Source organism: Natronorubrum marinum (genome assembly GCF_052040125.1).
GTDB lineage: Archaea > Halobacteriota > Halobacteria > Halobacteriales > Natrialbaceae > Natronorubrum.
In genome coordinates this window covers 511,996-538,201 of sequence record NZ_JBPPFV010000002.1, presented here as the reverse complement: position 1 = coordinate 538,201, position 26,206 = coordinate 511,996, and the positions used below count along the sequence as shown (strand labels likewise).

The following is a 26,206-nucleotide window of genomic DNA, read 5'->3' as shown; positions in this document are numbered from 1 at the left end:
TACAGTCAATTTTCATAAGAGTTGCTATGCGAATACAGTCTTTCGAAGAAGAGTGTCTCCGAGGCGTGAATCTCCGTCGGGGCTCGTCCGAGTCCGGACCGCGCTCGATCGCAGTCGGCACCGCGAGCGGATCGGGTAGCGCTTTTCGTTCTCCGCTCCGAACGGCAGGTGTGGCTCGTCACACTGCCGAGTTCGGCTTCGAGTTGCGGACCTGCCGGTGGGCCGAACGCGTCTGGCCGCCCGACGCTGCGAGCGACGACCGCGCGATCCTCGTCGCTCGCCAACTCGGGACGAAACGCCGTCGCTGGGACACGATCGTCCTCGAGTGCGACCCCGAGGCCCTCCGCGAGCGCGCGAACTTCGGCCGGGAACGGCTCGATGGCAACCTCCTCCACGTCGTCCGCAACGCCCCCACGGAGTGGACCTACTACCGCGACTGTCTGCCCCATCCCGGCTACCCGTGGCGGTACGTTCGCGAGGCGATACACGAGGCCGACGACCGGGACATCCTCGAGACCAGGAAGAACGGCAACCGCATCGAGATTCGCCGGAAGTGGCCCTATCCCGACTGGCTCGAGCGACTCGTCGCCATCGAGAACAAACCAGACCTCGACGCGAGCGCCGCACGCGCGCTGGGTTCACAGCTCGAGTACGACGTCGCGATGGGGCTGGCCGACGAGGTTTGGGTCGCCACGCGCGAGACGGGCGACGCGGTCGAACCCGCGCTGTTCGAGCGACTCCCGGTCGAAGCGGGTATTTTGACGCTCGAGCCCGAAACGCTCGCGGCCGAGGTCGAGTGGTACCCCAGATCGCTCGCGGTCGACGAGCCGGGGACGCGGATTCTCGAGCGCCCCGACGGCGGGACGCGGGACGGCTCGGCGGCACGATTCGAGTACGTCGATCAGGCGAGAAAGGCCGACAAACGCCTCGCGATCGCCGAGCGCGCCTACGAGCGCGGCTGGCGCTCGTTCGTCGACACCATGCGGCCCGACTGTCGACACTTCGAGTTGCGCGCGGCGGATGACAGCCAACTGCGACCACACTGCGCCGACAAGGGCCGCTGCCAGACGGCCGCCGAGTGTTCCGGGAACTGTCCCGCGTTCGAACCGGAACCGCCCGTCTGGCGAACCCGGGGGTGGCCGATCGAAGGCGGGCCGGGGAAACGCTGCCAGCAACTGCTCGAGGATCGCCGTCGCCGCCGGCGACCCGGGCTGTAGCTATCGCGAAAACAAACACGACCGCGCGATACTCACTCAGAGACGGGAGTTTCGCGTCACTCAGTCGGCGACGCTGACCTCGAGGTCATCGCGCTCGACGGCCAGTCGGAACGTGGGGACGGTGCGGTACTCGACCTCGACGACGCCCTTGCGACGGAGACTCTGCAGCCCCGATCGGACGTCCTCGGAGTCGGGATCGACGTCGAACTCGTCCCGGAGGCTGTGCAGGACCGAGACCACGCTCTCGGACTCGTCGTCGGGACCGGCCAGCACCGCGACGATCTGGGCGTGGAGTTCCGGCACGCGGATCCGGGATGGGACCCCCTCGTCCTCGGGGTCGCTCTCGATTCCGGGCTCGACGTCGACGAGGTCGTTCGCCTCCGCCGTCGCGCGGATTAGGCTGTTGTCGTCCCGAAAGTAGTAGTCGCCCAGTTCGTTCTCGAGGTACTGGTGGACTTCGCTGCCGCTCTCCATGTCCCATCGCTCCTGTAGCTCCGAGTTCTTCGTCGGCTGTAGCTCCACCACGTCCGCCAGTCGTTCTGTGGCCTCCTCCGAGAGCGTCATCGTCGAACCGTATGCGCATCCGCTACTTTTGCGTTGCGTCCCGACGCTGCCCGAACCGACGGAGCGATCGGTGGCCTGGACACCCTCGACGCGGCGTCACATGCCGGTATCGTCGCTATAGGTCGACCTCACGGACGAACGTCCGCACGTCTTCGACGAACAGCTCTGGAACTTCCATCGCCGCGAAGTGTCCGCCCGCGGGCATCTCGGACCAGTGAACGACGTCGTAGACCGCCTCGGCCCAGACGCGCGGCGTCTTGTGGATCTCCGCGGGGTAACGCGCGTGGCCCGTCGGCACGTCGACCGAGTCGGGCGTCGCCGACGCGACGTCGGTCTCGTAGTAGACGCGCATCGAGGAGCCGATCGTCCCCGTCAGCCAGTAGACGCTCAGGTTGTCGAGCAGCCGATCGCGATCGAACGAGGACTCGAGGTCGCCGTCGCAGTCGCTCCAGGCGCGAAACTTCTCCGTGAGCCAGCCCGCGAGCCCGACCGGCGAGTCGGTGAGTCCGTAGGCGAGCGTCTGGGGTTTCGTCGCCTGAATCTCGTGGTAGCCGGATCCGGTCTCTCGAAACTCCTTCGTCGCCTCGTAGTCGGCCCGTCCCCGCTCGTCCAGCATCTCCATCGGCGCTGCGAGCGACGAGGGGCTCAGAAAGAGCATGTTCGTGTGGATCGCGTCGACGCGGTCGGGGTAGGTCGCCCCCAGAATCGCCGTGATCAGCGCGCCCCAGTCGCCGCCCTGCGCGACGAACCGATCGTAGCCGAGGCGGTCCATCAGCGTCGCGAAGGCGTCGGCCATCCGCGGGACGTCCCAGCCCGGTTCGGTGGTCGGCCCGGAGAAGCCAAACCCCGGCAGCGAGGGCGCGACGACGTGGAACGCGTCGTCGGGATCGCCGCCGTGGGCGGCCGGATCGGTTAGCGGGCCGAGAACGTCGAAGAACTCCGCGACGGAACCGGGCCAGCCGTGGCTCAACAGGAGCGGAGTCGCCGACGGCTCGGGCGACCGAACGTGATAGCAGTGGATTTGCTGGCCGTCGACCACGGTCGTGTACTGGTCGAACGCGTTACAGCGCTTCTCGAAGGCCGACCAGTCGAACTCCTCGCGCCAGTACGCACAGAGCGACCGCAGCGTCTCCCGCTCGGTTCCGTACGCCCACCCCGCGTCCGGCAGTTGGTCGGGCCAGCGCGCCCGCTCGAGGCGCGCTCGAAGGTCGTCGATCGCGTCCCGATCGACCGTCAGTTCGAAGGGCTCGATCGACTCGTCGGCTGTCGTCATACGATCCGGTACGGTATCGTCTGCCAAAGGGATACGGGCTCCGGTCGGCGCTCGCTTCTCGCTTGGTCAATCGCTCCCGACGACCGGCATCGGCCGCGTGGTCTCGAGCGTCTCCTCGATCTGCGTGTAGACGAGAATCGTGCCGAAGACGGCGAGGACGGTGCCGAAGACGAACGGCACGGAGAAGCCGTAGCCGACCAGCGCGCCCGAGGAGAGCGGGCCGATGGCGATCCCGTAGCCGAAGGCCATCGTCAGAATCGAGAGCTTCGACCCCGACTCACCCTCGCCGGCGAGGTCGCCCGCCAGTGCGAGCGACGGCGCGAACACCATCGCGCCCGCGATGCCCTGTGCGAGGCGAGCGACGAACATGAGTTCCGAGGAGAAAATAAACCCCTGGACGAGCGTCGTCGGGATCAACAGGAGCATTCCGCCGACGATGAACGGCCGCCGTCCGTAGTAGTCGCTGGCCCGACCGATCGGCGTCTGCAACAGGACCTGCGCGAGGATAAAGGCTGCAAACTGGAGTCCGAACCAGGTCGATCCCTGCTCGAGGCGAGCGTTGACCTGGGGCTGAATCGTCGCGAACAGGGCGATCGCGGCCGCCATGAACAGCGAGGCGACGCCGAGGGTGAAGATCGGGTCGAGCAGGTGTTTGCCGGACGGATCACGGATCGCGATCGAGAGGTCCGCGCCCGCGTTCGCCTTCGTCGCGTCGGGGTCGGAGATGAGGACGGTGACGAGCAGGTAGCTGATCAGCGCCGTCACCGTCGCGATGTAGAAGACCGCGTCGAAGCCGGTGACTTCCAGGCCCGTCGGCATCGCGTACGGTCCGAGGTTGACGACCGCCCCGGCGGCGATGGGACCGACGCCGAACCCGATCAGTCGAAACGTGTTGTAGACGCCCATGTTGCCGCCCCGGTCCTGCGTCGTCGCGAGTTCGTTGACGAGCGCGATCGACGCCGGGACGATGAAGGAGACGCTGACGCCCTGGAGGCCGCGAATCACCAGCAGCGAGAGGTACGACTCCGCGAAGATGTACGAGAGGTTCGTCACGGCGAGTCCGCCGAGTCCGATCAGGATGAACGGCTTTCGACGGCCCACGCGATCGGAGAGGCGACCGGTAAACGGCTGGAAGCTACTGTTCAGGAACCCGAACAGGGAGAGGATGATTCCGATGACCATCGCCTCCTCGAGGCCGAACGTGGCCCCGCCGACGATGTCGCTCGCCACGTACAGCGGGATGACGATGATCAGAAACGAGTTGCCGACGCCGTCCGCCATCCGGGCGAACGCCAGCGCGAGCACTCGTCGGTCGACGGCGAACTGCGCGACGATCCGGCGAGGGAGGTCCCGCATCGGCCGTATCTCCGATAGCCGGGCCGATTATCCTTTCGAATCGAAATATCTGCGTCCCAGTTCGTCGGCACTCGTCGGCGATACGTCTCGTCGTCTCGAGCAGCGGAACGAAAAATCGGAGGACACGATCGATCGAACGGGCCGTTCCGGGCGGGATGTCGTCAGTTGATCGTCGTGTGCTCGGACTCCTCGTTCAGCGCGAGGTTCGCCGCGATCTCGGCGTTTCGCATCGCGTACTGGGCGGTCTGCTGGAGGCTGACGAGCACTTCGCGGATGCGCAGCAGATCCTCGTTGTCCATCTCGGGCAGTTCGGCGAGGATCTCCTTTTCCTGATCGGAGATCTCGTGAAACAGCGTTCGAACCTGATTGGACTTGTCGTAGTCGCGCTCAACGGCCGCCTCGACGGCGAGTGACGTAATCTCGTCGACCGACTCGTTCAGTTCCCGGATGTCTCGCATGACCGAGCTATCGACGTTGAGGCTGTGGCCCTCCGTCTCGATGACGATGTCGGCGATGTCCTCGCCGTTGTCGGCCGTTAGCTCGAGGTTCTTCGCGATCGACCGGTAGCCGATCAGCGGGAACCCGGTGTTGAGACCGACCGCACGCGCGAGGTTCGGGTTCTGGTAGGCCGTAAAGATCAATCGAAGCAGGAGGACGAAGATCTTGTTCGCCTGCCGCTCCCGGTTCAGGGCGCGCTGAGCGAGATCGGGGTTGCCGTGGGCTAACGCTTTGATGCCTTCGCCGCGCATCGTCTGTCCGGTTCGCTCGAGGCGCTCTAAGAGGTTGTCGAGCGTGAAGTCCTCGGGATCGACCGAACACCGGATCGAGATGCTCTCGGGGGTCTCCTCGATGACGCCGAGTCCCATCAGCTGGGTTTCTGCCTGGTAGACGGCGTTGATGTGGTCGGACTCGAGCGCGCCGTCTTCGGTGTCGATCCGAATGACGCGTCGGCCGAGTACGTACTGCGCGACGATCGCGCGCTCGACGGCGTCGGCGTCGAGATCGTCGGCGTGGATGATCGCCTCCGTCTCCTCGGAGCTCGCCGATTCGGGCATGACGGTGAGCGTCCCTTTCCCGCTGGTTCGCAGGGAGACTTCGTCGCCTTTCTCGACATCGTGTTCGGACGCCCATTCTGCGGGGAGGGTCATGGCAAGCGTCGACGGACCCAGTCGCTGCACTTTCCGCGTTTCCATATGGACATCTATGGAACGACGACACCTTAATCTTGACTATACCATCCTTATATCTGACTCGGATAGTAATATGGTTGGTTGTGAGGGCTGCCTCTATCGATACCTTAAACAACCTTCACGAGACGGGTCGTGAACCGTCCCGTTCGGACCCGCATCCAGCCGCGAAGGTCGTCGTCGAGTTCGCGGTCGTCGGTGTCGACGCGTAATGCGTCGATTCCGTCCAGTTTCGTCCCCGAGGCGACGACCTCGATTTCGTCGGCGCGTCGGATGATCGCCGGCGAGAGCTGATGGTTGCCGCGGCCGAAGAGAAAGCCCTGTCCCCCGATTGGTGAGACGACGATTGTCGCCGGTCCCTCGAGGACGGCGAGGATCTCGCTCTCGGCGGCGTCGCGGGCGAGCAACTCGCCGTCGCGCCAGACGTCGACGCCGAGCGGCGAGGGGTCGATTCCCAACTCCTGCTCGATGGCTCCGACGGTTCCCCCGGGGCCGAAAACGTACGTCCGATCTGCGTCGATTTCGCGGGCGAACCCGGCAGCCAGCGAGTCGACGTTCCCGCTCGAGACCTGCTTGCTCGACTGGACGTCGGCCGCGACGGGAACCGGGACGACGGCCCGCAGTTCGGTCCGGACCTCACCCTCGCGGTAGGCCTCCTCGTCGATGTCGTTCACCTCCCGGTCGGCGACGCGGTCGAACTCCGCGGCGATCCGGCCCGCGTCGGCCGGCGTCACCGCGAACACCGAGGAGTAGATCTTGACGCCGGCGGGGACGCCGAGCATCGGTGTTGGGTCATCGCTTTCTTCCTCGAGCACTCGGGCGACGTCGACGGCCGTCCCGTCGCCGCCGACGAAGAGCACGAGGTCGACGCCGTGCTCGAGAAGCGCCTCGACCGCTGCCCGCGTGTCTGCCGCGGTCGTCTCGGCAGTTTCCGGAGTCGTCCTCGACTCTTCTGCAGTCGCGGGATCGTAGACGACCACGGGCTCGTAGCCGGCGTCCCGCACCGCTCGCTCGCCCATCACGTCCGCGGCCGTGTAGACGGTCAGCTCCGGTTTGCGCCGGTAAAGCGCTTGTAGTGCTTCTCGAGCCCGATCGGGCGCACGTGGCTCGGCCCCGCGGCGTCGCGCCTCCTCGAGTTTGCCGTCGGTTCCCTTCAATCCGACCCGACCGCCCATCCCCGCGATCGGGTTCACGACGACACCGAGAGACTCCATGCCGGATCTAAGCGGAGCCGATCCAAAAGCCGTGTGGTGTTTTCGGCCCGGCCGGACTCGAACGAACCGTCGGACCCAGGATGTCACGCGGGCGAAGCGATGCGGCGGCCTGGTCGGGATTCTGAAAGATTAAGAGGGATGGGAACACACCGCCGAACATGAACCAACTCGCGTTCGCCGTGCTCGAGACGGAGACGGAACTGCCGATAGAGATCGCCGGCTGGGGGGTCTTGGCGCTGAGTCTGCTCGTGACGATCGGCTGGCTCGCCTACCTGTACCGATAACGAACCGCCGGCCGTCGAACGTCGACGGTTATTCTTCGGGTTCGTCGACGCGCTCACGTAGCCACGCCGCGGCCGCCGCAACCGTCGCTTCGTCGGTCCCCTTGAGCGAGAGTCGAACCGATTCACCCGGATAGCTGCCGACGACGACGTCAAACTGTTCTCGGACGTCCGCAATTCGATCGAGTAAGGCGCTCTCCGGTTCGTCGGCGACGACCTCCTCGCGGTACGTCGCGGTCCCCGAAAACTCGGCTTCGATCGATTCGAACATCGCTTTCATCTCCGAGGGGACGCCCGGGAGCACGTAGATGTCTTCGAGGACGGCCCCGGGTGCCACTCCCGTCTCGTTGTGGAGCGCGCGTGCCCCCGTCGGCAGGTCGGCGGTCCCTTCGGTCAGGTCGGCACGCGAGTAGCCGTCGTCCTCGAGCCAGGCGAGCGCACCCTCGTGTTTCTCGAGCGAGCGGCCGATGGCGGCGGCGACGCCCGCCATAGTGACGTCGTCGTGCGTCGGTCCGAGGCCGCCGGTGACGATCACGGCGTCGTACTCGGCCCGATACTCGTTGACGACGCGGGCAATGTCGCCGATCCGGTCGGGGATCGTGGTGACGCGTTCGACCGAGACGCCGCGGTCGCTGAGCCGGTCACAGAGCCAGGTGGCGTTGGTGTTTATCGTCCGTCCGGCGAGCAGTTCGTCTCCCACGGTGACGACCGCGGCGTTCATGACGCCCCGTTCGGGCCGCGGAGTAAAACGAGTATCGAGGCGTCGGTTCGGCCCCGCGGCCGCCGGTGTGTTGTCGCTCGGCGCCCTAATGTCGTCGATCTGTACTGTTCGGTAACAGTCGCTCGAGCTTATAAATCCGGTCCCAAAGCAACCACAAGATTAAATCCTGATAATTCAGTACACAGTGAACGATGTCTCATAGTCGGAGGGAACGACCCGAGGCGGACTCGACCACGGTCCTTTCAGCGCTCGGGAACAAATACAGTGCGGAGATTCTCTGTGCTGCAGGCACACCGAAATCAGCACAGGCATTGAGTAACGATATCGAGATCCCGATCGCGACGTGTTACCGTCGAATCGAAGAACTCGTCGACGCCGGACTGTTGACCTGCGAGGGCCGACAGCTGTCCGAAGAGGGTCGGCGAACGAACATCTATCGGCGGACGCTCGACGAAATCGAAGTCGACTTCTCCGACGAGCGACCGCAGTTCTCTCGGAAACGACGAACCGAGGCCAAAAACAGGCTTCAGGACCAACTCAAGGACTGAACCCGTCGTTCGTGAGCGAGCGCAGTCAGTACACTGCCCGGTGGAAGGTGGTTGGTGCCGAGTCGGGAACGATCGACTGCGCAACGCTCGCCGTTTCCGACCGCGGTCTCACGGAGACTGCGGGATTTGTAGAGCCATTTCGATTCCTCTCGCTAGCGAGTCCACCACGACGCTCGAGTTTTCGTGCGAGTTTATGTGACTGCAGCCCTGTCCGTGCGAGTTCGTGTAACCGCGCACCGAGTAGAACATAGTTAAGTACTCCTGTGAGAATATCCGGATATGACTGGGCGAGCAACGACGTCTGACCGACGAGACGAAATCGGTGCCGACGGCGACGAAGATGCGATTACCGGGACCGAGCGCGTCCTCCACGTCGGCCGGGATCGACCGATCAGAATCAGCGCCGGGCACCGGATCCTCCACCACGATGGGAAGTGTTCGCGACCCCACGGCCACAACTACGAGGTCGCCGTCACCGTCGCCGGCGAACTGACCGAGGAGGGGTGGGTCGCCGACAAAGGCGATATTACCGAGGTCATCGACGAGTGGGATCACATGTTCCTCCTCGAGGCGGGCGACCCTCTCGTGGATGCCTTCGAGGCGGCCGGCGACGACGACGGGATGGTCGTTCTCGAGCACCCGCCGACTGCGGAGGTGATGAGCGTCATCTTAGAGCGAAAGCTCGAGGCCGCGCTGCCCGAGAACGTCACCGAAATCGGCGTTCAGGTCAACGAAACGAGCGAACTCTGCGGCGGGAGCCGGTTCTGAGATGCCGGTCTCGAACTCGGTCGATCGGGAGGAAACCGGGCCGAGCGTGACCGACGGCGACGAGCGCGACCGCGAGTCGACGGACGGACTCCCGATCAACGAACTGTTCTACTCCCTGCAAGGCGAGGGAACGCTCGCCGGTGTCCCGTCGGTGTTCGTCCGCACGAGCGGCTGTAATCTCCGCTGTTGGTTCTGTGACTCCTATCACACCTCTTGGGAGCCGACCCACGCCTGGCTGGATCTCGAGGCGATCCTCGCGGAGATCGAGTCGTACGAGCAGGCCGAACACGTCGTCCTCACGGGCGGCGAGCCCATGATTCACGAGGGCTGTGTCGATCTGCTCGAGACGCTCGCGGAGCGCGGCTATCACACTACCGTCGAGACCAACGGGACGATCCCCCGCGACGCGCCGATCGACCTCGCGTCGATCAGCCCGAAACTCGAGAGCAGCACGCCGACGCCCGATCGCGATCCAAAAGGGGAGGGAGAGTGGGCGGAGCGCCACGAGAACGACCGGATCGATCTCGAGGCGCTCACCGACCTCGTCGAGAGCTACGACTTCCAACTGAAGTTCGTCGTCACCGACGAAGAGGACCTACCCGAAATCCTCGAGTTGCTCGCCGACCTCCGAGACGCGGCGGCCGTCCCGATCCGGGACGACGACGTCCTCCTGATGCCCGAAGGCGCGACGCGGGAGCGACTCGAGGACACCCGCTCTCGAGTCGCACAGTTGGCGATGGACCACGGCTTCCGGTACACGCCGCGACTGCACGTCGACCTCTGGAACGACGCCCCCGAAACGTGATTCGAATTCGACCATGACTGACACGGACACCACTACCACCGCGACCGACGAACAGCCCTCGAAACGCGCCGTCGTCCTCCTTTCGGGGGGCATGGACAGTGCCACCGCAGCCTACGAGGCCCGCGACCGCGGCTACGAGATCTACGCCCTGCACACCTCCTACGGCCAGCGGACGGAGGATCGCGAACTCGAGTGCGCACGCCGACTCGCCGACGAACTCGATGCCGCCGATTTTCTGCAGATCGAGACCGGCCACCTCGCCGAGATCGGGGCCTCGAGTCTCACTGACGACGAGCTGGCCGTCGCGGATGCGGACATGGACAGCGACGAGATCCCCTCGTCGTACGTCCCTTTCCGGAACGCGAATCTGCTCTCGATGGCCGTCTCCTACGCCGAAGCCAACGACTGCGAGGCCGTCTTCATCGGCGCCCACAGCGAGGATTTCGCTGGATACCCGGACTGCCGGCCGGAGTTCTTCGAGGCCTTCGAGCAGGTCGTCGACGTCGGGACGAAACCCGAGACCGAGATCTCGATCGAGGCCCCGTTCGTCGAGGACTCGAAGACGGATATCGCCGAACGCGGAGCCGCTCTCGAGGTCCCCTACGAACACACCTGGAGCTGTTACCGCGAGAACGAACCCGCCTGCGGGACCTGTGACTCGTGTGCGTTCCGGCTGCAGGCGTTCCAGACCATCGGCGTTCGGGATCCGATCGCGTACGCCGAGCGGCCGTCGTACGTCGAGGAGGCCGGCGAGCGGTAGACCGAGTCGCTGAGCCGCAGGTCGCAGTCGATCCACCGAAATGGTTATTGACAGATACGTTCGATTTGATAGCAATGGCCGTCTCCCTCCTCGAGTGGTTCCGCGACGACGACGGGTGGACGACCCCGGACGGTCGCCGCGGCGAACTCGTCGGTCTCGTGCTCGGCCTGCCGATATTTTGCTTCGCTGTCACGCGTCAAACGGGATTTCCGAACCCCTTCGAGAGCCCCGGCGCCGTGCTCCTCGGAACCGTCTGTGGATTCTGCTACGCGGTGTACTGGCGTCAGCGGCTCTGTGCTTTCGTCCCCGATGAGTTGCGGAACTTCGTAATGGGCTCGCTTTCAGCGGTGGCCTCGGACTCTCGCTTCTCGAGATCGTCCACCTCGCCGTTCCGACGGTGTTATTCGTTCTGGCGGCGATCGGCGCGATTCTCGCGGTCTACTTCGCGTGGCTGCTCTCACCGATGCAGGACGGACTCCAGCCACCACGCCGCGGCGTCAGTCCGCCGCAGTCTGTGGAATCGACGCCGTCGAATCGATAATCAGCGAAATGCCGACAAACTCCCGTCACGTGCCACCGAGGTGTCTTTCACGCGTCTACCACGCCGCCTCGAGGATTCCCTCGATATCCTCGACGGAGGGATCAACCCCCGGTGGCGCGTTCCCCATCAGCCGGTCGGCCAGCACGTACTCGGCGACCCCGGTGAACTCGTCGGGCTCGGGTCCGTCGACGTCACGTAGCTTCGAGGGCAGACCGAGTCCGTCTCGAAGCTCGGTGACCGCTCCGACGACCGCAGCGCCGTGATCCGCGGCGTTGTCGACGCCCAGCGCGTTCGCGAGCATCCCCTCCCGCGCGTCGACGCCCTCCTGCTCGAAGAGGTACTCGAGGACGTGCGGGACGACGACGGCGTGGGCGGCCCCCTGCTGGACGTCGTAGGTGTGGGTCAGGCCGTGACCGAAGGCGTGGACGATCGAGAGTATCGACCCGCTGGGCCGGGAGATGCCGTACTGGACGAGCACGATTCCCTCGAGGATCGTCTCGAAGGTGCCGATTTCGCGGTCGTCGTCGCCGAACGCCCGGAGGCCGTCCTCGAGTTTCTCGAGGCCGTGTCTGGCCGTCGCGTCGGTTACCGGCGTCGCGTCGGCCGCGTAGATGGCCTCGATCCCCTTGTCGAACCCGTTCATCGCCGAGCCCGCGAGGATCGAGTCGGGCGTGGTCGCGACCAGTTCCGGATCGTAGACCGCCGCGGCGGGCATCAGTCCCGGCGCCGAGAGTCCGCCGCTGATCTCCTCGTCGACCGGTCCGGAGTCGGGCGAGGCGGTGAGCCCCCCGGACATCGAGAGGTCAGCTCCGGCGAGGGTCGTCGGGATTGCGACGATCGGAATCAGCCCGTCGTCCGGGACGGGGAGCGTGCCGGTTTCGGCGAACTCCCGGCCGGCGGCCGCCGGACCGAGATCGGTCGCCGCGAGGACGCTGATGGCCTTCGCGACGTCGAGACTGCTGCCGCCGCCGAGGCTCACGAGGACGTCGGCGTCGTAGTCCTCGAGTCGGTCGCGTCCCTCGAGAGCCGTCTGCAGGCGCTTTTTCGGCGTCGTCTCGTCGAAGACGCCGGCGAGTCGGTCGCCGAGGCCCTCCGTAACGGGATCGATCACGTCTGGAGTGCTCCCGACCGTCGAGCCACAGACGACCAGGGCGCACTCGAGTTCTTGGATCTCGAGTTCGGTCTCGAGTTCCGCGACGCAACCGGTACCGAACCGAATCGTCGCCGGATCGTACTCGAATCGGACGGTCGAGTCCCGCCGATCGTCGCTCGAGCGAGTCGGTGTCATAGGCGACGGTACGCGCGGATCGGTCTTAAAAGCGAGAACTGCGGCGATCGGCGGGAGACTCGCTCGAGCGACGATCGGCGAGAAAAGAAGACAGGGCGGCTGACAATGGACGACAGCGATACGTCTCGTGTAGTTTGATAGTTATTGACTACCAAGGTCCGGGTATGGACCGTCGACGGTTCATCACCCTCGTGGGAGCGGGAGTCGGGACCGCTGGTTACGGGGGCACGGCGGTAGGTGTACAGAGAGACGACCCGGCGCTGTTCGAGGTGGTGTTTCTCGGAACGAACTCGCCTATCGGCGCCGGCGAACTGCTCTGGGTAGATGCGACCATCCAGAACGTCGGTGGCGAAACCGGCACGACCGACGTCGACTTCATCGTCGGCTACGATCCGGTGGTCGAAGGGAGCCAGACGCTGACGCTCCCGCCTCGCGTCCGAGAACCGGTCGTCTTCGAGTTTCAGGCCGGACAGCCCTCGGGCGGTCACGAGGTCTTCCCGGTTCGGCTCGACACCGGCGCGCACATGGTCACCGAAATTGTCGTCGTCACGGAGGACGGACGCGAGACGGTGGATCCGGCGCTGTTCGAGGTGTCGACCGTCCGGACGAACTCGCCCGTCGGTGGCGGCGAACTGCTCGAGGTGACCGCCACCATCGAGAACGTCGGTGGCGAGACCGGGCGGACGAACGTCGACCTCGTCGTCGGCTACGATCCCGCGATCGAAGACTCGCAGTTGCTGACGCTCGGCGCGGGCGATCGGGAAACGATCACGCTCGAGTTCCGGGCGGGACATCCCGCGGGCGAGGGCGAGTCGTTCCCCATCCGAGTAAATACGGGCGCACACAAGGTTACCGAGATGGTGCTGGTCACCTGAGTGTGAACGAACTCGAGACTGGGTCTGTTTCGGTCTGGAAAAAACGTGTGCTGCCGAATCTCGATCGTCGTGCGATCGTCGAGTCGCGATTACTCGGCTGCGACGTCTTCTTCGTCGACGTCGACCGCGGTCGCTTCCTCTTCGGCGACTTCCTCGGGGCGGGCCTCGAGGGTCGTCTTCTGGATCTCGACGCGGCGCAGCGGGTAGATCGTCTTGGCCTCGCCGTAGATCGCCGAGGAGAGTCGGCCCTCGACGACGCTATCGACGAGTTCCTCGAAGTCGCGTTCGGCGGCGGCTTCTTCGATCATCGCGACCATCTGTTCGCGGATGGCCTTCTCCTGGCTCGCGTCGGCCTTCTTGGTCGTGAAGGCGACGGGCTGGATCTGGACGCGGTAGTCGTCCGTCGTGAGGACGGTGACGTAGGCCTCGACCTTCGAGGCGCCGCGTCGAACCAGCGATCGCAGGTAGTCCCGCGTCAGCGAGTGCTCGACGAACTCCGTGTACGCCGAGTCGCTGCCGACGTCGTTGATTTTGAAGGTCAACTTCGTGTTGTTCTCGCTGGCGTTGTTCGTCAACTCGCCGAGCGTCGTGACGATTGTTCGGCCGTATACTTTCTCCGGTTCGTCAGCGGGGGTCTCGCCGAGTTCCTGGCGGTCGAACTGCTCCGGTGCCAGGATGGTATACCACCGCTTCTCCTGTTTCGCTCGTGAAACTGATCGTTCACTCATGATGTATCGTGTGTGGTGTTGCTGTCTGCGTCGGACACGGTCCCCGTGTCCGCTGGTCGGTCGTGCTGTTCGGCTCCGCTCTGGGTCGTCCGTGCGACGTCGATTGCGACCTCGAGGTTGACCACGTAGTCGTCGACGTTCGAGTGGAGTCCGCCGGTCGTCTCGCGTTCGATTCGCGTGACGACGGCGCCGTTTTCGACTTCGGTCTCCATCTCGTCCGTGTTGTCCGGACGTAGTGCCCGGGCGACGAGTTCCGGGTCGTCGTGGGTCGTTCGAATAGTCGCGCGTCGGCTCACAGTATCTCCCTCACTGTCGCGATGATCGTCGACTCGTCCACGTCGGCGTCGTATCTGAGGTAGCCGCGCCGTCGGCCGCCGTCGTAGGCGACGTCGGGAATTCCGACGTCTTCGAACTCGCGGGCGATGGCCTCGACGGTCGCACCGAGGGGCTCGTCGCCCCGGGTCGCAACCGCGGCCTCGCCGTCGCCGACGGCGAGGACGGATGGCTCCGGCGAACGGACCGCGACGGCCATGCGTGCAACCGCGTCGACCGGCCCGTCGTCGATACCGACCGTGAACAGCCCGTCGTAGCGGCCGGTCGACGCCCCCTCGAGCGCCGCGTGGGCGTCTCGGCCGTAGGCTCGCCAGGCCGCGAGCGCCGGCTCGTGGGCGTCGTGGCCCATCGCGAGCGCCGCGCCCGTTCCGGGCTCCGTTCGCGCCGTCGCCTCGAGGACGTCAGCGTAGCCGCCGACCGTCGCGAACCCGTGGTCGGGCGTCGCGTACGGCCGGAGCGCGCGCTGGATCGCCTCCGCGGCGACCGGGGCTGCGTCGTCGTCGCCGATCACGTCGAGCGCGACGGCCGAGCCAATCGCCCGGTGGTCGTCGCCGTCGTACGTCTCGGAGGCCTCGAGATCGACGTCGAGTCCCGCGAGTGCGTCGCGCGTCGCGTCGGTGTCGCCCGACCATGGCGCGTGTAGCCGCGTCGAGTGGGCGAGTCCGTCCACCGGATCCGCGGTCGGAACCGCAAGTCCGGGACGACGGTCGACGAGCCCGCGTTCGCGGGCGGTCTCGAGGAGCCACTCGCTCTCGCCGGCACCCGGCTCTACGTCGGCGGCGACGAGGCCGGCGAGCGCGAGCACGGGATCCGGCGTCGCGTCGAGGTCGCGAACCAGGTCGAGTGCCGCGAGCGTAGCCGGTCGATCGGCCGTCTCGAGGCTCGTGATATCCGCATCGACGGCCCCGACGCCGACCGTGGCGTCGTCGGCCGCCGGCTCTCGGTCGCGAACGCGTGCCGTTCGGTCCGCGACGGTCCGTCCGACGCTGACCTGATACGGCGTCTCGCGTTCGCGGAGCGCCCTCGCGAGGAGGCCGCTCGCCGCGAGCGCGTCGCCGTCGGCTCGTGCCACGATGTGGACGAAGCCCGCACGCTCGAGTGCGCTTGCGGCGGAGGCGGACGACGGCTCGGCGGAACGACCCTCTGTGGACATTAGCGAGGTTGGGTTACTCTTCGAGGAGGTCCTTCGCGACCTCGTAGGAGTACGTGAAGTCCGGCTCGAGCTCGTTCCCTCGGTAGTAGGAGACGAGACGACGGACCTTCGATTCCGTGTTCTGCAGCGCGCGCTTGTTCTGGTAGTCCTGCTGGTTCTCCTGGATGTGCTCGCGCAGTCGAATCGCGCGGACCATCAGGTTCTCGAGGTCCTCGGGAAGGTCCGACTTGGCGTCGTTCTCCTCGAGAATCTCGGTGAGCTTCTTCCCGGTCGCCAGCTTGACGTCCGGGATGGGCGTGCCCGTGACACCTTCGTCACGCAGCTTCATCCCGATCTGGCTGGGATCGTAGCCCTGCTCTGCCAGTTCGACGACGCGGTCTTCGATCTTGTCCGCGTCGACGTCGCTCCACTCCGGCGGTTCGTCTGCCGCTGGCTTGTCCGATCCGGACGAGCCTCGGCGGCGGGTATGCATTCGTGCCATTGGTGAGGATAGGAACCGCACTGACCGCTCGATTGTGCGATAGTCGGTCATCCGACTACCGTTGCACTTCCGCAATCCCAAGCCATCCAGAATAGCGGATGGCACAGTCAGATTTGCGGCCGTGCGCTTCCCACCAGCGCTTTCGCTCGGACGGACTAAAGGGTTTCTAGACCGGGACCGACTCGGGAGTCGTGGTGCTGGTGGGTTTGGTCCGAAAAAATGGTGGTCCGTCTCGCGTGTGGCTACAGCAACGCCCGTATCTGGCGGGCAGTGAGCCGACAGCCACAGGGCTGTGCGCTGTGGGTGTGCGGGCCCATTGTGGTAACCCACGCGAGTTGACCGTCGCAGCTGGGACACCGGCCTAACAGCGGGTGAGGCTCTTCCTCACTCATGCTAGCGCCCCAGTGGTGCGTGGGAGGGGTGTGTCTCGAGTGCGATACGCCTGGCTTGCGGGACGTTTATATCGTCGTGGTCGGAACGTAATCATGGCTTGCAAACCGCTCGTTTGGAAGCCACGTCTCGGGTGTTGGCCCACCCGGGGCATTTCGGCGCAGGCCCCCTGCGGCGGATCGGAGTCGTAGCTTCCGTACGGGTCTTGTCTGGATATTAACTTATAACTACTGGAATGTGGGTTCGCGGGGACCGTGTGTGCTAACGTCAGGGGTGGCTCGAGCGTTTCGAGGGGTTTATCTATTCCCGTGGAAAATGGAGGAATGCGAACGAGGGCTCGTAGATCAGAGGTAGATCACTCCCTTGGCATGGGAGAGGCCCCGGGTTCAAATCCCGGCGAGTCCACTTCTTCACGTCGCTTCGCTCGTTCAGTCGTAGACTCGCCGAACATCGCAAACCCTTCGGGTTTGCTCAATCCCGGCGAGTCCACTCGGAATTTGGCGCACCAGGCCTTCTATTGCCCGAATACCGTTCCCTGTGGGGATTCTGACGGCTAACGATACGACAGTGCTGACAGCTGCTTTCTTGAGAGTCATTTTCCTGTTATAGGTCTTCGATGAAGTCGCGCCGCTGTTCCACTTCTTGCGGTCTGTATGTCGGTCGTAGTGGCGCTCGAGGATTTCAGAAGAGACGTCACATCGGTCGCTGGCGATCTTCTCGGAAATATCCGCGCGGAGCTGGTGCGTGATTGCACCACGCCTGATCGTGTGTGGGGAGAGGCTGCTGGGGCAGTCGTAGTAATGTCCGTACTCGGTTGCTTCGCAGTCTTCTGGATCGCGATCGTGCGGACAGTCTCCGACCATACAAGTCTGTGTGATCAATGTTACAGAGAAACATAAATACGCCAATGAAGTACGAACGCTATTTTGAGTACATTTAGACACCTATGAAGCGCCGATGAAAGTATGCGCTACTCAAGAGACTAGATGTCTCTCGTGGATAATCGCATTCTAGAATATATTCACGAAAACGATTCAGGGTCACCGAAAGAAAAGAAGGATGAAGGTCGTATTCGCTACTCTCAACAGCACATTGCTCGGAAATGTAGAATACTCAATGAAAAAGGCCTGCTCACACATCTTGGCAACGGCGTGTACGTAATCACTGATGAGGGAGAGTCCTACCTCAAAGGTGAACTCGACACAGAAACGTGGACTCAGGTTAACGGAAACAGCGATGAAGGGAGCGCATCATCAAACAACATTCGGAATTCCACGTAACTGTTCACATGAGCCAACGACACTCAGCAGACTGGATGCAACAGCTCGATGATCGAATCCTCGAGCATCTAAATGAGGAGCCCTGATCCTCAGTGTCAGTAATGGATTCAAGACGGCAGTTTCGAGCATCGAAAGCTCGGATTCGTGAGCGGTGTCAAATGCTTGCTTGTGCTGGATTGATTGCACCCGTACATCGTGACATGTATGAAATCACGAGATGGGGAATGCTTTATCTCGAGGGAGAGATTGATGCAGACAATCAACCTCGACCAGTTTCTCAGTCACTCCGTGGTTGATCAAATTGTTTTAGCTTGGATAGAGGCCGAAAGTAGCCAAGTTTCTCGAAACCGGATCAAAGAGTGATGCGGGATGCTTACTCAGGTTGGCCTCGTCACACCTGTAATTGCTGATCACCATCTGTACGAGATTACGTATAGAAGACAAGAGTACCTTGAGGGTGAATTAGACGTTGAAAATCTCCATCAGCCTACGATTCATTGCCTCGATTGATTCAGCAATGACAATTTGTTTTTATTTCACTCGTCCTCTTCTCGAGTAAGCCCTTCAGTTACCGATGTAAGAGTAGTTCGGACCCGCTCACCCAGCTCGTGAACATCAAGATCCGGAGGGTAGCTCACTGTATATCGTCCGTTCCGGTGAGCTTCAATAATTTGACCCTCTGTGTTCTTCATTCGGAGATAATTAAGCCTCGAGAGACGGGCAAAGCCATCAATTATATCTGGTCCCTTCAAGTTATTATCTTGTTGACCTGTGCTGAATTCTGCCCGAACAGTACTTTCGCCTGCTCGCTCAACATAGTTTGACACATCGTCATCTACCTCTTCATCGTTCTCTTCACGATTTCCAACTTCTTTCAGCTTCAGCTCGCGAACTCGAAATGCACGCTCATAGAATTCGTCCATCTGATCTCGGGTGAATCGATTATATCTGGTGCAATCAAATCCAATTTCAAATGAGTCTTCGCCGATCAAATATTCTAGAGCATCATCATCATAGACCCCAGATGTAGACTCGTAAGCGTACTTTCCGTCACGTGTCAACATGAAGTGCATGATGCGAGCAATGTTGCCCTCACCAATAACCACTTCTCCGTCACCAATTTCCTTCCTTTCTTCAGTGACTTCATGAACGTAGCGGACAAATATGTAGTCATCTCCGACAGAATATTCATCCCCTGTTGACCGTGTGGCAACACCACGTCGGTCCCCAGTCGACCCAAAAATACCGTTCTCGTCGATTTCTTCTGCAATAGCGTCCATAGGCGGAATAGTTTCATCAGCCTCAACCTCTCCAAAATTCAGCTTTATCTTTGGCACGTTTCTATGACGTCAGTAATTACCTATAATTGTTCGTTTGAATATCATATTGGAATACACATATTTTATACGGATACACTTATTGATTAAGATGTGAGTATTTAATTTGACAAAAGAAACACCGAGCTCAGGAATCACAACCAAGTGACCTTTTCTCTTTCACGTTGCTGAGCCTCCGGACTATAGCTCCCGCGATAATGCTCAAGGAAGGTCTCGAGATCGTTCCATCCACCCCAGTCACAGACCAGTAGGGGATCAACATCATCCGACGCGAGCGCAGTTGCCCAGGTGCGTCGGAGATCGTGGAATCCGAGATACGACCACCCAGTGTCGCCGGTCTCCTCGTGTAGTTGGTCAGCAGCAGACCGTAGCCACCGTCGGAGTGACCGCGTACTCGAGACCTCGACGAGCGACGAACTAGCTGGCGCGTCGCGATAGTCGTCGATAGTACGGATAGTTGTCGCGATATCTTGCGGCACCGGTGTCTCTCGGTACTTGTCTCCTTTCCCATGCCATACCCGTAACATCGTTCCGGCGTCGGTATCGACGATGTCCTCAGGGGCAACGTCAAGCACTCCGTGCGAGCGGAGCCCGCAATGTGCACCGAGTGCGAGTGCAATCCGCTGCTGAGTTTCGCCAGCAGCCCCGAGAAGTACCGTCACTTCGTCTTGACTGAGCCACACCTTCATATCGTCGCGCTTCTCGTGCTGTTGAAGATTCATGTGTCCGTGATGCCTGCATGTCGGACAAAAACCGCCAGCAATCTAGTTTTTTCGGTGGTGCTCGAGGGGTAGATCGGGTCGATTCTGTCCGAGACTACCGTAGTTCTCGGACGTTGGCTTTACAACCATACTTATTACAATTCCAAATCTTCTCCAGGTATAATGAGTTCAAAGAAGAATCCATCTAACGACTCCTCCTCGGATCACTTTGATGCGTCTGTCCAGTCCTTTGCAAATGCATCAATTCATGTTTTGAAAGGGACCACCCATGCGTTTTGGGGATTCTGGGAATGGGTTCGTGAGAAACATCCTCTCATTCAAGCAATGATAGCGCTGCCGATCACTGGACTACTCACCCAAATTGCTAGCATCTTTGCCGAGACATTTTATACAACATTCTGGGGTCGCGAGATTATTGTGGGTGGAACACTTCATGTCTCTAATCTTCCCGTCCCAGTCAGTGTGGCAATCTATTTTCTGCTGGTTATAACTGTAGTGACCATGTTTTCAGCACATATGAACTATCGAGAAATAGAGAGACTGAAGGGGGAAATTGACAAAGATTCTGAAGATTGAATTTTATCCGACTTTGAGGACAATCTCGGATAGGGGGCAGGGTTAATTTAAAAAACGAACCAGTCAAGAGACCCCGTCAACAATCACAAAAATCCTTCTAATAAATCACGGCCAAATCGGCCGATCTCCCCGTAAATCAATGTTTCTATAACCTTTGAGGGAGCTTCCAATGATTTGCGTTTAAACCAAACAGATGTGGAATATAAAACGCCAATCGTCGTCATTAGGTGAGGGTGCTTAGAATTAAGATATGAGCCAACGATTATGATTGCGATTGCATCTTGTTGCTCCTGTGTGAAAACTGCATCCTCTACATTGATTGACGCCATTTGGAGATTCATTGTCAGGAGACAATATAATTGTTAGCTCTCAGAATTGGTGGATTGACTAATAGCAGAATCTACCGTTAAGCGCTGTCCGAGAACTCCCCAATTCTCGGACACAGAAACGCAGTGCGGTTGCATACGAAGTGAAGAGAGACGGTCGGTGAACGATAAGAGCAAAACACCTCCAGCAGAATCTATGTTTTATGACCTGTTATGGCGACAAGTACGTCGTCAATGAGACATACCGGAGTTCGATGGATCCAGCGAAAGATGAATTCCAGACCTGGTTGAACGGACCAATCGAGACGGGAATCAGAAATTCAGGCGGCATCCGTTCGATTAATAATCCGAACACCGGTGAACGCGAGTTCTTAGTCTTCTATTCCGATTCGAGTTCCTCTCAGACTCAAAACCCGTGGGAGGACGTAATCAATATGTCTGATGGTATTGCTCATTACTGGGGCGACGCTAAAGCAAGGCACCGTCCTAATCCAGACGCACCCACGGGTAACGGCTGGGTCAAAACAGACTATACGGAAACCTACGCTCAGGGCAAGCGTGCAGACGCACCACCAGTGTTATTATTCGAACAGCCAGAGTCAGGTAAAGTCACCTTCCGTGGAGTGTGCGTGATTACTGATCTCCGAATCGAACGTCACAAAGATGAGGGCGAAACCGCTGTCAACTATCTGATCGAGCTTGCGATTCTCGATACCGATTCCGTTAGCCTGGAATGGATTCATCGAAAGGCGCGAACCGGTGTCGATACCGGCGGACCTGACGCTTGGAACCAGTGGGTGTTGGACGGACGAATTCAACGGTACTCCATATACAAAGACAGCATCCGCGCAAAGGAGACTCAATATCCAGACGGACACGAGAAAGAACTGCTCGATGATATCCGGAACCGTCTCGACGGTCCGAATAAAGGAGTCCAACTCGAGTATCTCCTCAAATTTCTTCTCGAACAATTCCCCACATTCACTAATGTAGAGTTGACTCCCCCAAGTGGTGACAGAGGCGTAGATCTCACAGGCAGTATCGATCTTCTCGCAGATACTCATCTGAGTGGAACTGCAACAACAGTCGATTTCAAGGCCCAGGCAAAAAACACGGCCAGCAGTGTTTCTGGGAAAGAACTCAGCAGATTGGCCTCCAGAATCGATGACGGCGAGATTGGATTGTTTTTTACTACATCCCACTTCACTCACAGTGCCCAAAAAGAGAACTCGACCACCTATCCGGTTCGGTTGTTCGCAGCTGCTGATTTAGTTGAGATGCTTCTCCAAACCGATCTTGTCGAAAGTCACCGTCTCAGTGACGAGATTGTTAGTGAAATCAAGGAGTCGGCCTGAGCTACCACTGTACTGAACTGGCTTCGAGTGTCCTTGATCTCCATTTTTGTCCCTACAGAACATGAATATAGGCTTATCAGTGCGTCAGTGCCCCCTCAATCGACGTCGAAATGTCCTCGAAGAGCGGGTTCGCGGACAGTAGTCAGAGAAATATCTAACCACAAAATAATTGCCTTTATTCAACCATCACGGTGGCGAGGCGGACTGCCATTTCGTTGGCGATTTTAACATACAGCCTTCATACCGATTGGTCTTGTTCGAGCCCGATGGTTCTATTTCTATATCAAATACGATATCGTTCTGGAAGATTTTGAGGAGTTCTGGTTCATGATTGGTGCTATTGATATTCCCGTGGTTTCCGACAGCAGTTATCTCAATGTCACTTGAAAAAGACAGTTCCTTGCTTTCTTCAACGATCACTCTAATCTGATCACCGTTTCGCGTCGAGTACCGATTCATGTCTTAATCTTCCAGAAGAGTAGTAATAAGAGTTGGACGTGATTCTATACCGATTCCGAATCCTACCGTTAGTCAATGTCATCGAGGACAGGCTTCTCGGACATTTGGATGGCAATCAAGTAGCCAATAAATCCAAGACATCCCCATGTTAGCTTACAGTAATGACAAGTAGCAAAGGTCAGGATAGAGGTCGGAGATTCAAAGAGATCGCGATGACAGTTCGGAATAGAGATGCTGGCCGGTGTATAAGGTGTGACGGTCCCGAAAGTGACGAACGATTGAGCGTCCATCACCTTGTAGCAGATTCCGAAGTTCCTGATAATGTCGATGCACATCTTCCAGTGAATTTAGTGTCTGTATGTCGGGATTGCCACTCTCAGGTTGAGTCGAGGTCGTTAGTATCTCAACTCCGAGAGATAGGCATTGAAAACTGGGACGAGCTAATGCTTTCTGATGTGGAGCGGAAAAGACTCAATAATCGACTGAGGAACACAGGTCCTGACCTTCTAAATATGAAAACAGTTGAGAAAAAAGAGTCGGAGGAATTTATTAATAACATATTCGCTCCCTCAGGTACCCAATCTAGTTTATCTGAGTTTGATGAGTAGAGCCTGTGTTTCTGCTCACCAGGTGATCTATTCAGAGTATCCTCGATTCAGGGCTTCGCGGGCACCCTTAGAACGATTTTCAAATTGACATTCAAAAATCCTTACAACTTATCAATTATGAGTACATACGAGATTTCATGGAAGCTACCCTTGAATACGATTCTGCTGAAGCAGATGCCCAACTATCTAATTTTGTATCAGAATATCTGAGAGACGAAACTGAAGCTGGAAACTATAAGAATTGGAAAGAATATGGGCCCATAATATGGGTGGCTGGTGCTTTTGCGGGTATAATGTCGGCAGCTAGTGCTGATGAAAATGGTCTTGTTATTCTTACCGGGATTTTGATAGCGATTACTGCCGTAACTTTCGCGATTGCATACATGGTTAGAAAGAAACGAAAAGAATCCGAACTCAATAGTATGGATGTTCGATATCATGATATCGCATACGCAATTGATCAGTTTCAGAAAGGTGAAATAGAAAAGGTGGTGTTGAAACTCACCGATATAAAAAATAACAAAAGCAACTATCGATATTTGTCGAAAGCACGCCAGGAGGAGCTTAGAGATTATATTATAGAGGTCGAAAGAAGAGATGAAGAGTATTTGAAGAAGACATTCGAAGACATTTTCTCACGCATAATAGTTGAATTAGATCACAAATCAAAAAACCCTCTCTTTGAACCTGTTGAGAGTGCTGAGGAGAGCAGTCCAGACCCTTTCGAATCAATAATAGCAGCTATAGATGTTGGGTACCTCCGGGATCCGACTATTGTATGGGTATTCACTGGCATTTCTGCATTCGTTGCTATTGCATTAGCAGCTCAGAGTCAACTTGAGCTAGCAACGCTTCTTGCCACAATATCTACCGGATTAGCCGCTCTCCTACTGAAAAATCATAGCTGATTAGGACCGTTTATGATTTCGGGAAGTCGTTCGGATCAATCACCGAAACTTTCCAGACCCCTTTGTCTGTTCGCGTTACACGCACTGGTTGATCTTTCACGTTCCCGTTTTCATCGACCAATCCAAGCGCCCGAAGTTCGCTCTTCGGGAGCACGACTCCGCCCGACGTACGACCAACTTGTGTCAACTGATGGATCGGCATTGCTACGTTTCTAACTAGCACTGAACCTGTTTAAACATTGGCCTCACTAGTACGAGACTATGATATTCCAGACTGATATCTACTTTCTCGAGACCCTTCTGGTATGGGTTCTACTGACCCGCCACCTGACGATGGCAAAGCTATCGACGAGGTGTACCACGACCGGAATCTGCTCGCGATTGCGTTCGCGAGAGCAATCCGTCTCACCTGGGGATCGGATACCGCGGGCTGGTATTGGCACAACGACTGGCCGGTGATCTGGGTCGACACGCCGGCCGGACAGAAGTCCTGGCACGTTACGCCCAATTTCGAGGATGTCCTCGAGCGGTCGGCACTCCAGCAGATCGACCCACCAGGAGGATACGACGGCTACGACCGGACCCTGAAGAATTGCTGACTCGCCCGCTACACCACTGGTTCCTACTGATGACTGAGCGCATCGAGTTCGGATCGAAAGCCGCTGCCGATAGCTTCCGCGAGAAACACAAGGCACAACTCTGGAGCGACGACGACCGCCGACTCAAGACGGTCGCGACTCGTGGATTATTCCCGACCGCGTCCTCGAGGACGGGGTTCGCGGACAGGGTCACTCGTCCCGAAGATTCGTGACCTGCATCGTGTCTTCGAGCACGCCGGTCTGAAAATCAGCGTCAGCGACGACGAGTTGGTCACCGGTTGTGCGTGCTGTTGCAGCGACCATGAGATCACGAGCAGTCATTCGTTCGCCGCCGGCAAGCAGTTCGTCCTGGAGTCGAGCGGCCTCAAGTGCAATCCGTTCATTGAACTCGAGCGCGCGGACGCCGCCGAAACGCTGTCGCTCCTCTCGCACGTTCGTCTCACCACGACCGAGTGTCCCTGCGAGGACTTCGTAGACGCAGATCGACGAGGTGAGATACGGTGTGCCTCGAGATTCGACGTACGTAACGGTCTCATCAACACCCTCGAGCATGTCGATAATAACTGACGACTCGAGAAACGTCATCGCTCGAAACTATCTCGTGACCGACTGATAGCGTCACGAGCACGCTCAGCGGTGCCGGATTCCCACGACCCGATTGCAATCGGTTCTTCGTCATCCGCTAATCGCTCGAGTAACTCGTCGAAACTCTCGTCGTCCTGCTTGAGACGATTGAGTTTCGCTTTCGTCTCTTCGGAGACACGAATTGACGTGCTCATATGTATGCAGAGCGTATGCAGAATCTAAGCCTTTTCGACGAACTCCAACTTTGCTATGTGAACAGACGCGGCGGTCTATAGTAGACACTGTAACGATTCACACACTGATCGCAACGCCGTCCTGCGATCGGATGTACATTGAATTTCAGTGTCTACTATAGTAACGCTACTCGTCAGTTAGTTTGTCGTAGATATCACGGTGACGGTTAATGTCTTGTTTGACGATGAACCGGAGCACGTGCTCGCGAATCTCATCGGCCGTCATGTCCTCAGGTCTGGTTGAACGGCTTGTCACGGGTTACGCCTCTCTTTTCGGGGTAGTCGTTCGGATCAATCACAGACACCTCCCAAGTACCCGTATCCGTCTGAGTTACTCGGACAGGCTGATCTTTCACGTCTTTGTGCTCGCAAGAGCAATCCGTCTCACCTGAGGATCGAACACCGCGGGCTGGTACTGGCACAAGGACTGGACGGTAATCTGGGTCGACACGCCAGCGGGCCAGAAGTGGTAGCACGTTACGCCCGATCTCGAGGATGTCCTCGAGCGGTCGTCACTCCAGTAGATCGACCCACCAGGAGGCTACGACGGCTACGATCGGACGCTCGAGAACTGCCGACTCGCGCGCTACATCACTAGCTCCTACTGATAACTGAGCGTATCGAGTTCGGATCGAAAGCCGCAGCCGATAGCTTCCGCGAGGACCTTGTAGCCGAACGTGCCGAACGCTTCGATCAACGCGTCGCGTGGGTCGGCTTGAGTCCACGACTCAGTTT

General features: G+C 59.4%; 31 protein-coding genes, 1 tRNA gene and 1 pseudogene. 15 read left to right on the top strand and 18 right to left on the bottom strand.

Annotated features, from left to right (window positions below; genetic code table 11):
* The first annotated feature begins 170 nt into the window (after window positions 1-170).
* Window positions 171-1,217: a DUF5787 family protein gene (locus ACSFC5_RS12340; protein WP_440765549.1), complete on the top strand. Its 1,047-nt coding sequence runs from the start codon at window positions 171-173 to the stop codon at window positions 1,215-1,217.
* A gap of 60 nt (window positions 1,218-1,277) precedes the next feature.
* Here the strand turns inward: ACSFC5_RS12340 and ACSFC5_RS12335 are convergent, their stop codons facing one another.
* The 5 genes from ACSFC5_RS12335 to ACSFC5_RS12315 form a co-directional block, all read right to left on the bottom strand.
* Window positions 1,278-1,781 (bottom strand): DUF5797 family protein, encoded by a 504-nt coding sequence (locus tag ACSFC5_RS12335; protein ID WP_440765548.1) that lies wholly within the window; start codon window positions 1,779-1,781, stop codon window positions 1,278-1,280.
* A gap of 115 nt (window positions 1,782-1,896) precedes the next feature.
* Window positions 1,897-3,054: an epoxide hydrolase family protein gene (locus tag ACSFC5_RS12330; protein ID WP_440765547.1), complete on the bottom strand. Its 1,158-nt coding sequence runs from the start codon at window positions 3,052-3,054 to the stop codon at window positions 1,897-1,899.
* Between the two features lie 66 nt (window positions 3,055-3,120).
* Window positions 3,121-4,410, bottom strand: a complete 1,290-nt coding sequence (locus ACSFC5_RS12325; protein WP_440765546.1) for an MFS transporter — start codon at window positions 4,408-4,410, stop codon at window positions 3,121-3,123.
* A 161-nt stretch (window positions 4,411-4,571) separates the two neighbouring features.
* On the bottom strand, window positions 4,572-5,603 hold the full coding sequence (locus tag ACSFC5_RS12320; RefSeq protein ID WP_440765545.1) for a PhoU domain-containing protein: 1,032 nt from the start codon (window positions 5,601-5,603) through the stop codon (window positions 4,572-4,574).
* A 104-nt stretch (window positions 5,604-5,707) separates the two neighbouring features.
* The gene (locus tag ACSFC5_RS12315; protein ID WP_440765544.1) at window positions 5,708-6,811 is read right to left on the bottom strand and encodes an ATP-NAD kinase family protein; all 1,104 of its coding nucleotides are present in this window, start codon (window positions 6,809-6,811) and stop codon (window positions 5,708-5,710) included.
* 158 nt (window positions 6,812-6,969) lie between these two features.
* On the opposite strand from ACSFC5_RS12315, the gene ACSFC5_RS12310 reads away from it, so the two are divergent.
* Window positions 6,970-7,095 carry a hypothetical protein gene (locus ACSFC5_RS12310; RefSeq protein ID WP_440765543.1) on the top strand — a complete coding sequence of 42 codons (126 nt, stop codon included), beginning with the start codon at window positions 6,970-6,972 and terminating at the stop codon, window positions 7,093-7,095.
* A gap of 28 nt (window positions 7,096-7,123) precedes the next feature.
* On the opposite strand, the gene ACSFC5_RS12305 is transcribed toward ACSFC5_RS12310, so the two are convergent.
* On the bottom strand, window positions 7,124-7,813 hold the full coding sequence (locus tag ACSFC5_RS12305) for a competence/damage-inducible protein A (protein ID WP_440765542.1): 690 nt from the start codon (window positions 7,811-7,813) through the stop codon (window positions 7,124-7,126).
* Window positions 7,814-8,004: 191 nt separating this feature from the next.
* On the opposite strand from ACSFC5_RS12305, the gene ACSFC5_RS12300 reads away from it, so the two are divergent.
* From ACSFC5_RS12300 to queC, 4 genes are all read left to right on the top strand, one after another.
* Window positions 8,005-8,361 (top strand): winged helix-turn-helix domain-containing protein, encoded by a 357-nt coding sequence (locus ACSFC5_RS12300; RefSeq protein WP_090304066.1) that lies wholly within the window; start codon window positions 8,005-8,007, stop codon window positions 8,359-8,361.
* A gap of 279 nt (window positions 8,362-8,640) precedes the next feature.
* A complete protein-coding gene (locus tag ACSFC5_RS12295; RefSeq protein ID WP_440765541.1) occupies window positions 8,641-9,129 on the top strand; it encodes a 6-pyruvoyl trahydropterin synthase family protein in 489 nt (162 codons plus the stop codon).
* A gap of 1 nt (window position 9,130) precedes the next feature.
* Window positions 9,131-9,934: a 7-carboxy-7-deazaguanine synthase QueE gene (locus ACSFC5_RS12290; protein WP_440765540.1), complete on the top strand. Its 804-nt coding sequence runs from the start codon at window positions 9,131-9,133 to the stop codon at window positions 9,932-9,934.
* Window positions 9,935-9,947: 13 nt separating this feature from the next.
* Window positions 9,948-10,694: a 7-cyano-7-deazaguanine synthase QueC gene (gene queC / locus ACSFC5_RS12285; protein ID WP_440765539.1), complete on the top strand. Its 747-nt coding sequence runs from the start codon at window positions 9,948-9,950 to the stop codon at window positions 10,692-10,694.
* Between the two features lie 596 nt (window positions 10,695-11,290).
* Here the strand turns inward: queC and ACSFC5_RS12280 are convergent.
* Window positions 11,291-12,523: an iron-containing alcohol dehydrogenase family protein gene (locus tag ACSFC5_RS12280; protein WP_440765538.1), complete on the bottom strand. Its 1,233-nt coding sequence runs from the start codon at window positions 12,521-12,523 to the stop codon at window positions 11,291-11,293.
* 164 nt (window positions 12,524-12,687) lie between these two features.
* On the opposite strand from ACSFC5_RS12280, the gene ACSFC5_RS12275 reads away from it, so the two are divergent.
* Window positions 12,688-13,398 carry a hypothetical protein gene (locus ACSFC5_RS12275; protein WP_440765537.1) on the top strand — a complete coding sequence of 237 codons (711 nt, stop codon included), beginning with the start codon at window positions 12,688-12,690 and terminating at the stop codon, window positions 13,396-13,398.
* An 89-nt stretch (window positions 13,399-13,487) separates the two neighbouring features.
* On the opposite strand, the gene ACSFC5_RS12270 is transcribed toward ACSFC5_RS12275, so the two are convergent.
* The 4 genes from ACSFC5_RS12270 to ACSFC5_RS12255 are packed head-to-tail and all read right to left on the bottom strand — an operon-like array spanning window position 13,488 to window position 16,093.
* Window positions 13,488-14,126 carry a 30S ribosomal protein S3ae gene (locus ACSFC5_RS12270; RefSeq protein WP_440765536.1) on the bottom strand — a complete coding sequence of 213 codons (639 nt, stop codon included), beginning with the start codon at window positions 14,124-14,126 and terminating at the stop codon, window positions 13,488-13,490.
* Entirely contained in the window at window positions 14,123-14,422 is a 300-nt protein-coding gene (locus tag ACSFC5_RS12265; RefSeq protein WP_440765535.1) for a KEOPS complex subunit Pcc1, read from the bottom strand. Before ACSFC5_RS12265 ends, ACSFC5_RS12270 begins: the two co-directional genes overlap by 4 nt.
* Window positions 14,419-15,612: an exonuclease gene (locus ACSFC5_RS12260; protein WP_440765534.1), complete on the bottom strand. Its 1,194-nt coding sequence runs from the start codon at window positions 15,610-15,612 to the stop codon at window positions 14,419-14,421. Before ACSFC5_RS12260 ends, ACSFC5_RS12265 begins: the two co-directional genes overlap by 4 nt.
* Before the next feature lie 13 nt (window positions 15,613-15,625).
* Window positions 15,626-16,093 (bottom strand): 30S ribosomal protein S15, encoded by a 468-nt coding sequence (locus tag ACSFC5_RS12255; protein ID WP_440765533.1) that lies wholly within the window; start codon window positions 16,091-16,093, stop codon window positions 15,626-15,628.
* Between the two features lie 723 nt (window positions 16,094-16,816).
* Here ACSFC5_RS12255 and ACSFC5_RS12250 point away from each other — a divergent pair.
* Window positions 16,817-16,888: transfer RNA gene (locus ACSFC5_RS12250), tRNA-Ala, on the top strand.
* A gap of 23 nt (window positions 16,889-16,911) precedes the next feature.
* Here the strand turns inward: ACSFC5_RS12250 and ACSFC5_RS12245 are convergent.
* A complete protein-coding gene (locus tag ACSFC5_RS12245) occupies window positions 16,912-17,346 on the bottom strand; it encodes a hypothetical protein (RefSeq protein ID WP_440765532.1) in 435 nt (144 codons plus the stop codon).
* A 123-nt stretch (window positions 17,347-17,469) separates the two neighbouring features.
* Here ACSFC5_RS12245 and ACSFC5_RS23350 point away from each other — a divergent pair, with 123 nt between their 5' ends.
* Window positions 17,470-17,763: a winged helix-turn-helix domain-containing protein gene (locus ACSFC5_RS23350; RefSeq protein ID WP_502262693.1), complete on the top strand. Its 294-nt coding sequence runs from the start codon at window positions 17,470-17,472 to the stop codon at window positions 17,761-17,763.
* A 536-nt stretch (window positions 17,764-18,299) separates the two neighbouring features.
* Here the strand turns inward: ACSFC5_RS23350 and ACSFC5_RS12240 are convergent.
* Window positions 18,300-19,100 (bottom strand): hypothetical protein, encoded by an 801-nt coding sequence (locus tag ACSFC5_RS12240; RefSeq protein WP_440765531.1) that lies wholly within the window; start codon window positions 19,098-19,100, stop codon window positions 18,300-18,302.
* 134 nt (window positions 19,101-19,234) lie between these two features.
* Window positions 19,235-19,822, bottom strand: coding sequence for a tyrosine-type recombinase/integrase (locus ACSFC5_RS12235; RefSeq protein ID WP_440765530.1), 588 nt, complete (start codon window positions 19,820-19,822; stop codon window positions 19,235-19,237).
* A 162-nt stretch (window positions 19,823-19,984) separates the two neighbouring features.
* On the opposite strand from ACSFC5_RS12235, the gene ACSFC5_RS12230 reads away from it, so the two are divergent.
* The gene (locus ACSFC5_RS12230; RefSeq protein ID WP_440765529.1) at window positions 19,985-20,398 is read left to right on the top strand and encodes a hypothetical protein; all 414 of its coding nucleotides are present in this window, start codon (window positions 19,985-19,987) and stop codon (window positions 20,396-20,398) included.
* A 529-nt stretch (window positions 20,399-20,927) separates the two neighbouring features.
* Window positions 20,928-22,079 carry a restriction endonuclease gene (locus ACSFC5_RS12225; RefSeq protein WP_502262690.1) on the top strand — a complete coding sequence of 384 codons (1,152 nt, stop codon included), beginning with the start codon at window positions 20,928-20,930 and terminating at the stop codon, window positions 22,077-22,079.
* 186 nt (window positions 22,080-22,265) lie between these two features.
* On the opposite strand, the gene ACSFC5_RS12220 is transcribed toward ACSFC5_RS12225, so the two are convergent.
* Window positions 22,266-22,499, bottom strand: a complete 234-nt coding sequence (locus ACSFC5_RS12220) for a hypothetical protein (protein WP_440765527.1) — start codon at window positions 22,497-22,499, stop codon at window positions 22,266-22,268.
* Between the two features lie 200 nt (window positions 22,500-22,699).
* Between ACSFC5_RS12220 and ACSFC5_RS12215 the strand changes: the two genes are divergently transcribed.
* Both ACSFC5_RS12215 and ACSFC5_RS12210 read left to right on the top strand, forming a co-directional pair.
* Window positions 22,700-23,146 carry an HNH endonuclease gene (locus ACSFC5_RS12215; RefSeq protein ID WP_440765526.1) on the top strand — a complete coding sequence of 149 codons (447 nt, stop codon included), beginning with the start codon at window positions 22,700-22,702 and terminating at the stop codon, window positions 23,144-23,146.
* A 137-nt stretch (window positions 23,147-23,283) separates the two neighbouring features.
* Window positions 23,284-24,054: a hypothetical protein gene (locus ACSFC5_RS12210; RefSeq protein WP_440765525.1), complete on the top strand. Its 771-nt coding sequence runs from the start codon at window positions 23,284-23,286 to the stop codon at window positions 24,052-24,054.
* A 10-nt stretch (window positions 24,055-24,064) separates the two neighbouring features.
* On the opposite strand, the gene ACSFC5_RS23345 is transcribed toward ACSFC5_RS12210, so the two are convergent.
* The gene (locus tag ACSFC5_RS23345; protein ID WP_502262689.1) at window positions 24,065-24,256 is read right to left on the bottom strand and encodes a DUF8053 family protein; all 192 of its coding nucleotides are present in this window, start codon (window positions 24,254-24,256) and stop codon (window positions 24,065-24,067) included.
* A 103-nt stretch (window positions 24,257-24,359) separates the two neighbouring features.
* On the opposite strand from ACSFC5_RS23345, the gene ACSFC5_RS12205 reads away from it, so the two are divergent.
* Complete coding sequence (locus ACSFC5_RS12205) at window positions 24,360-24,653, top strand: WDGH domain-containing protein (RefSeq protein WP_440765524.1); 294 nt, start codon at window positions 24,360-24,362, stop codon at window positions 24,651-24,653.
* 189 nt (window positions 24,654-24,842) lie between these two features.
* On the opposite strand, the gene ACSFC5_RS12200 is transcribed toward ACSFC5_RS12205, so the two are convergent.
* Window positions 24,843-25,238, bottom strand: a complete 396-nt coding sequence (locus tag ACSFC5_RS12200; protein WP_440765523.1) for a PIN domain-containing protein — start codon at window positions 25,236-25,238, stop codon at window positions 24,843-24,845.
* Entirely contained in the window at window positions 25,235-25,432 is a 198-nt protein-coding gene (locus ACSFC5_RS12195; protein WP_440765522.1) for a DUF7557 family protein, read from the bottom strand. Before ACSFC5_RS12195 ends, ACSFC5_RS12200 begins: the two co-directional genes overlap by 4 nt.
* 359 nt (window positions 25,433-25,791) lie before the next feature.
* On the opposite strand from ACSFC5_RS12195, the pseudogene ACSFC5_RS12190 reads away from it, so the two are divergent.
* A pseudogene (locus tag ACSFC5_RS12190) lies at window positions 25,792-26,079 on the top strand (WDGH domain-containing protein).
* Window positions 26,080-26,206: the final 127 nt, after the last annotated feature.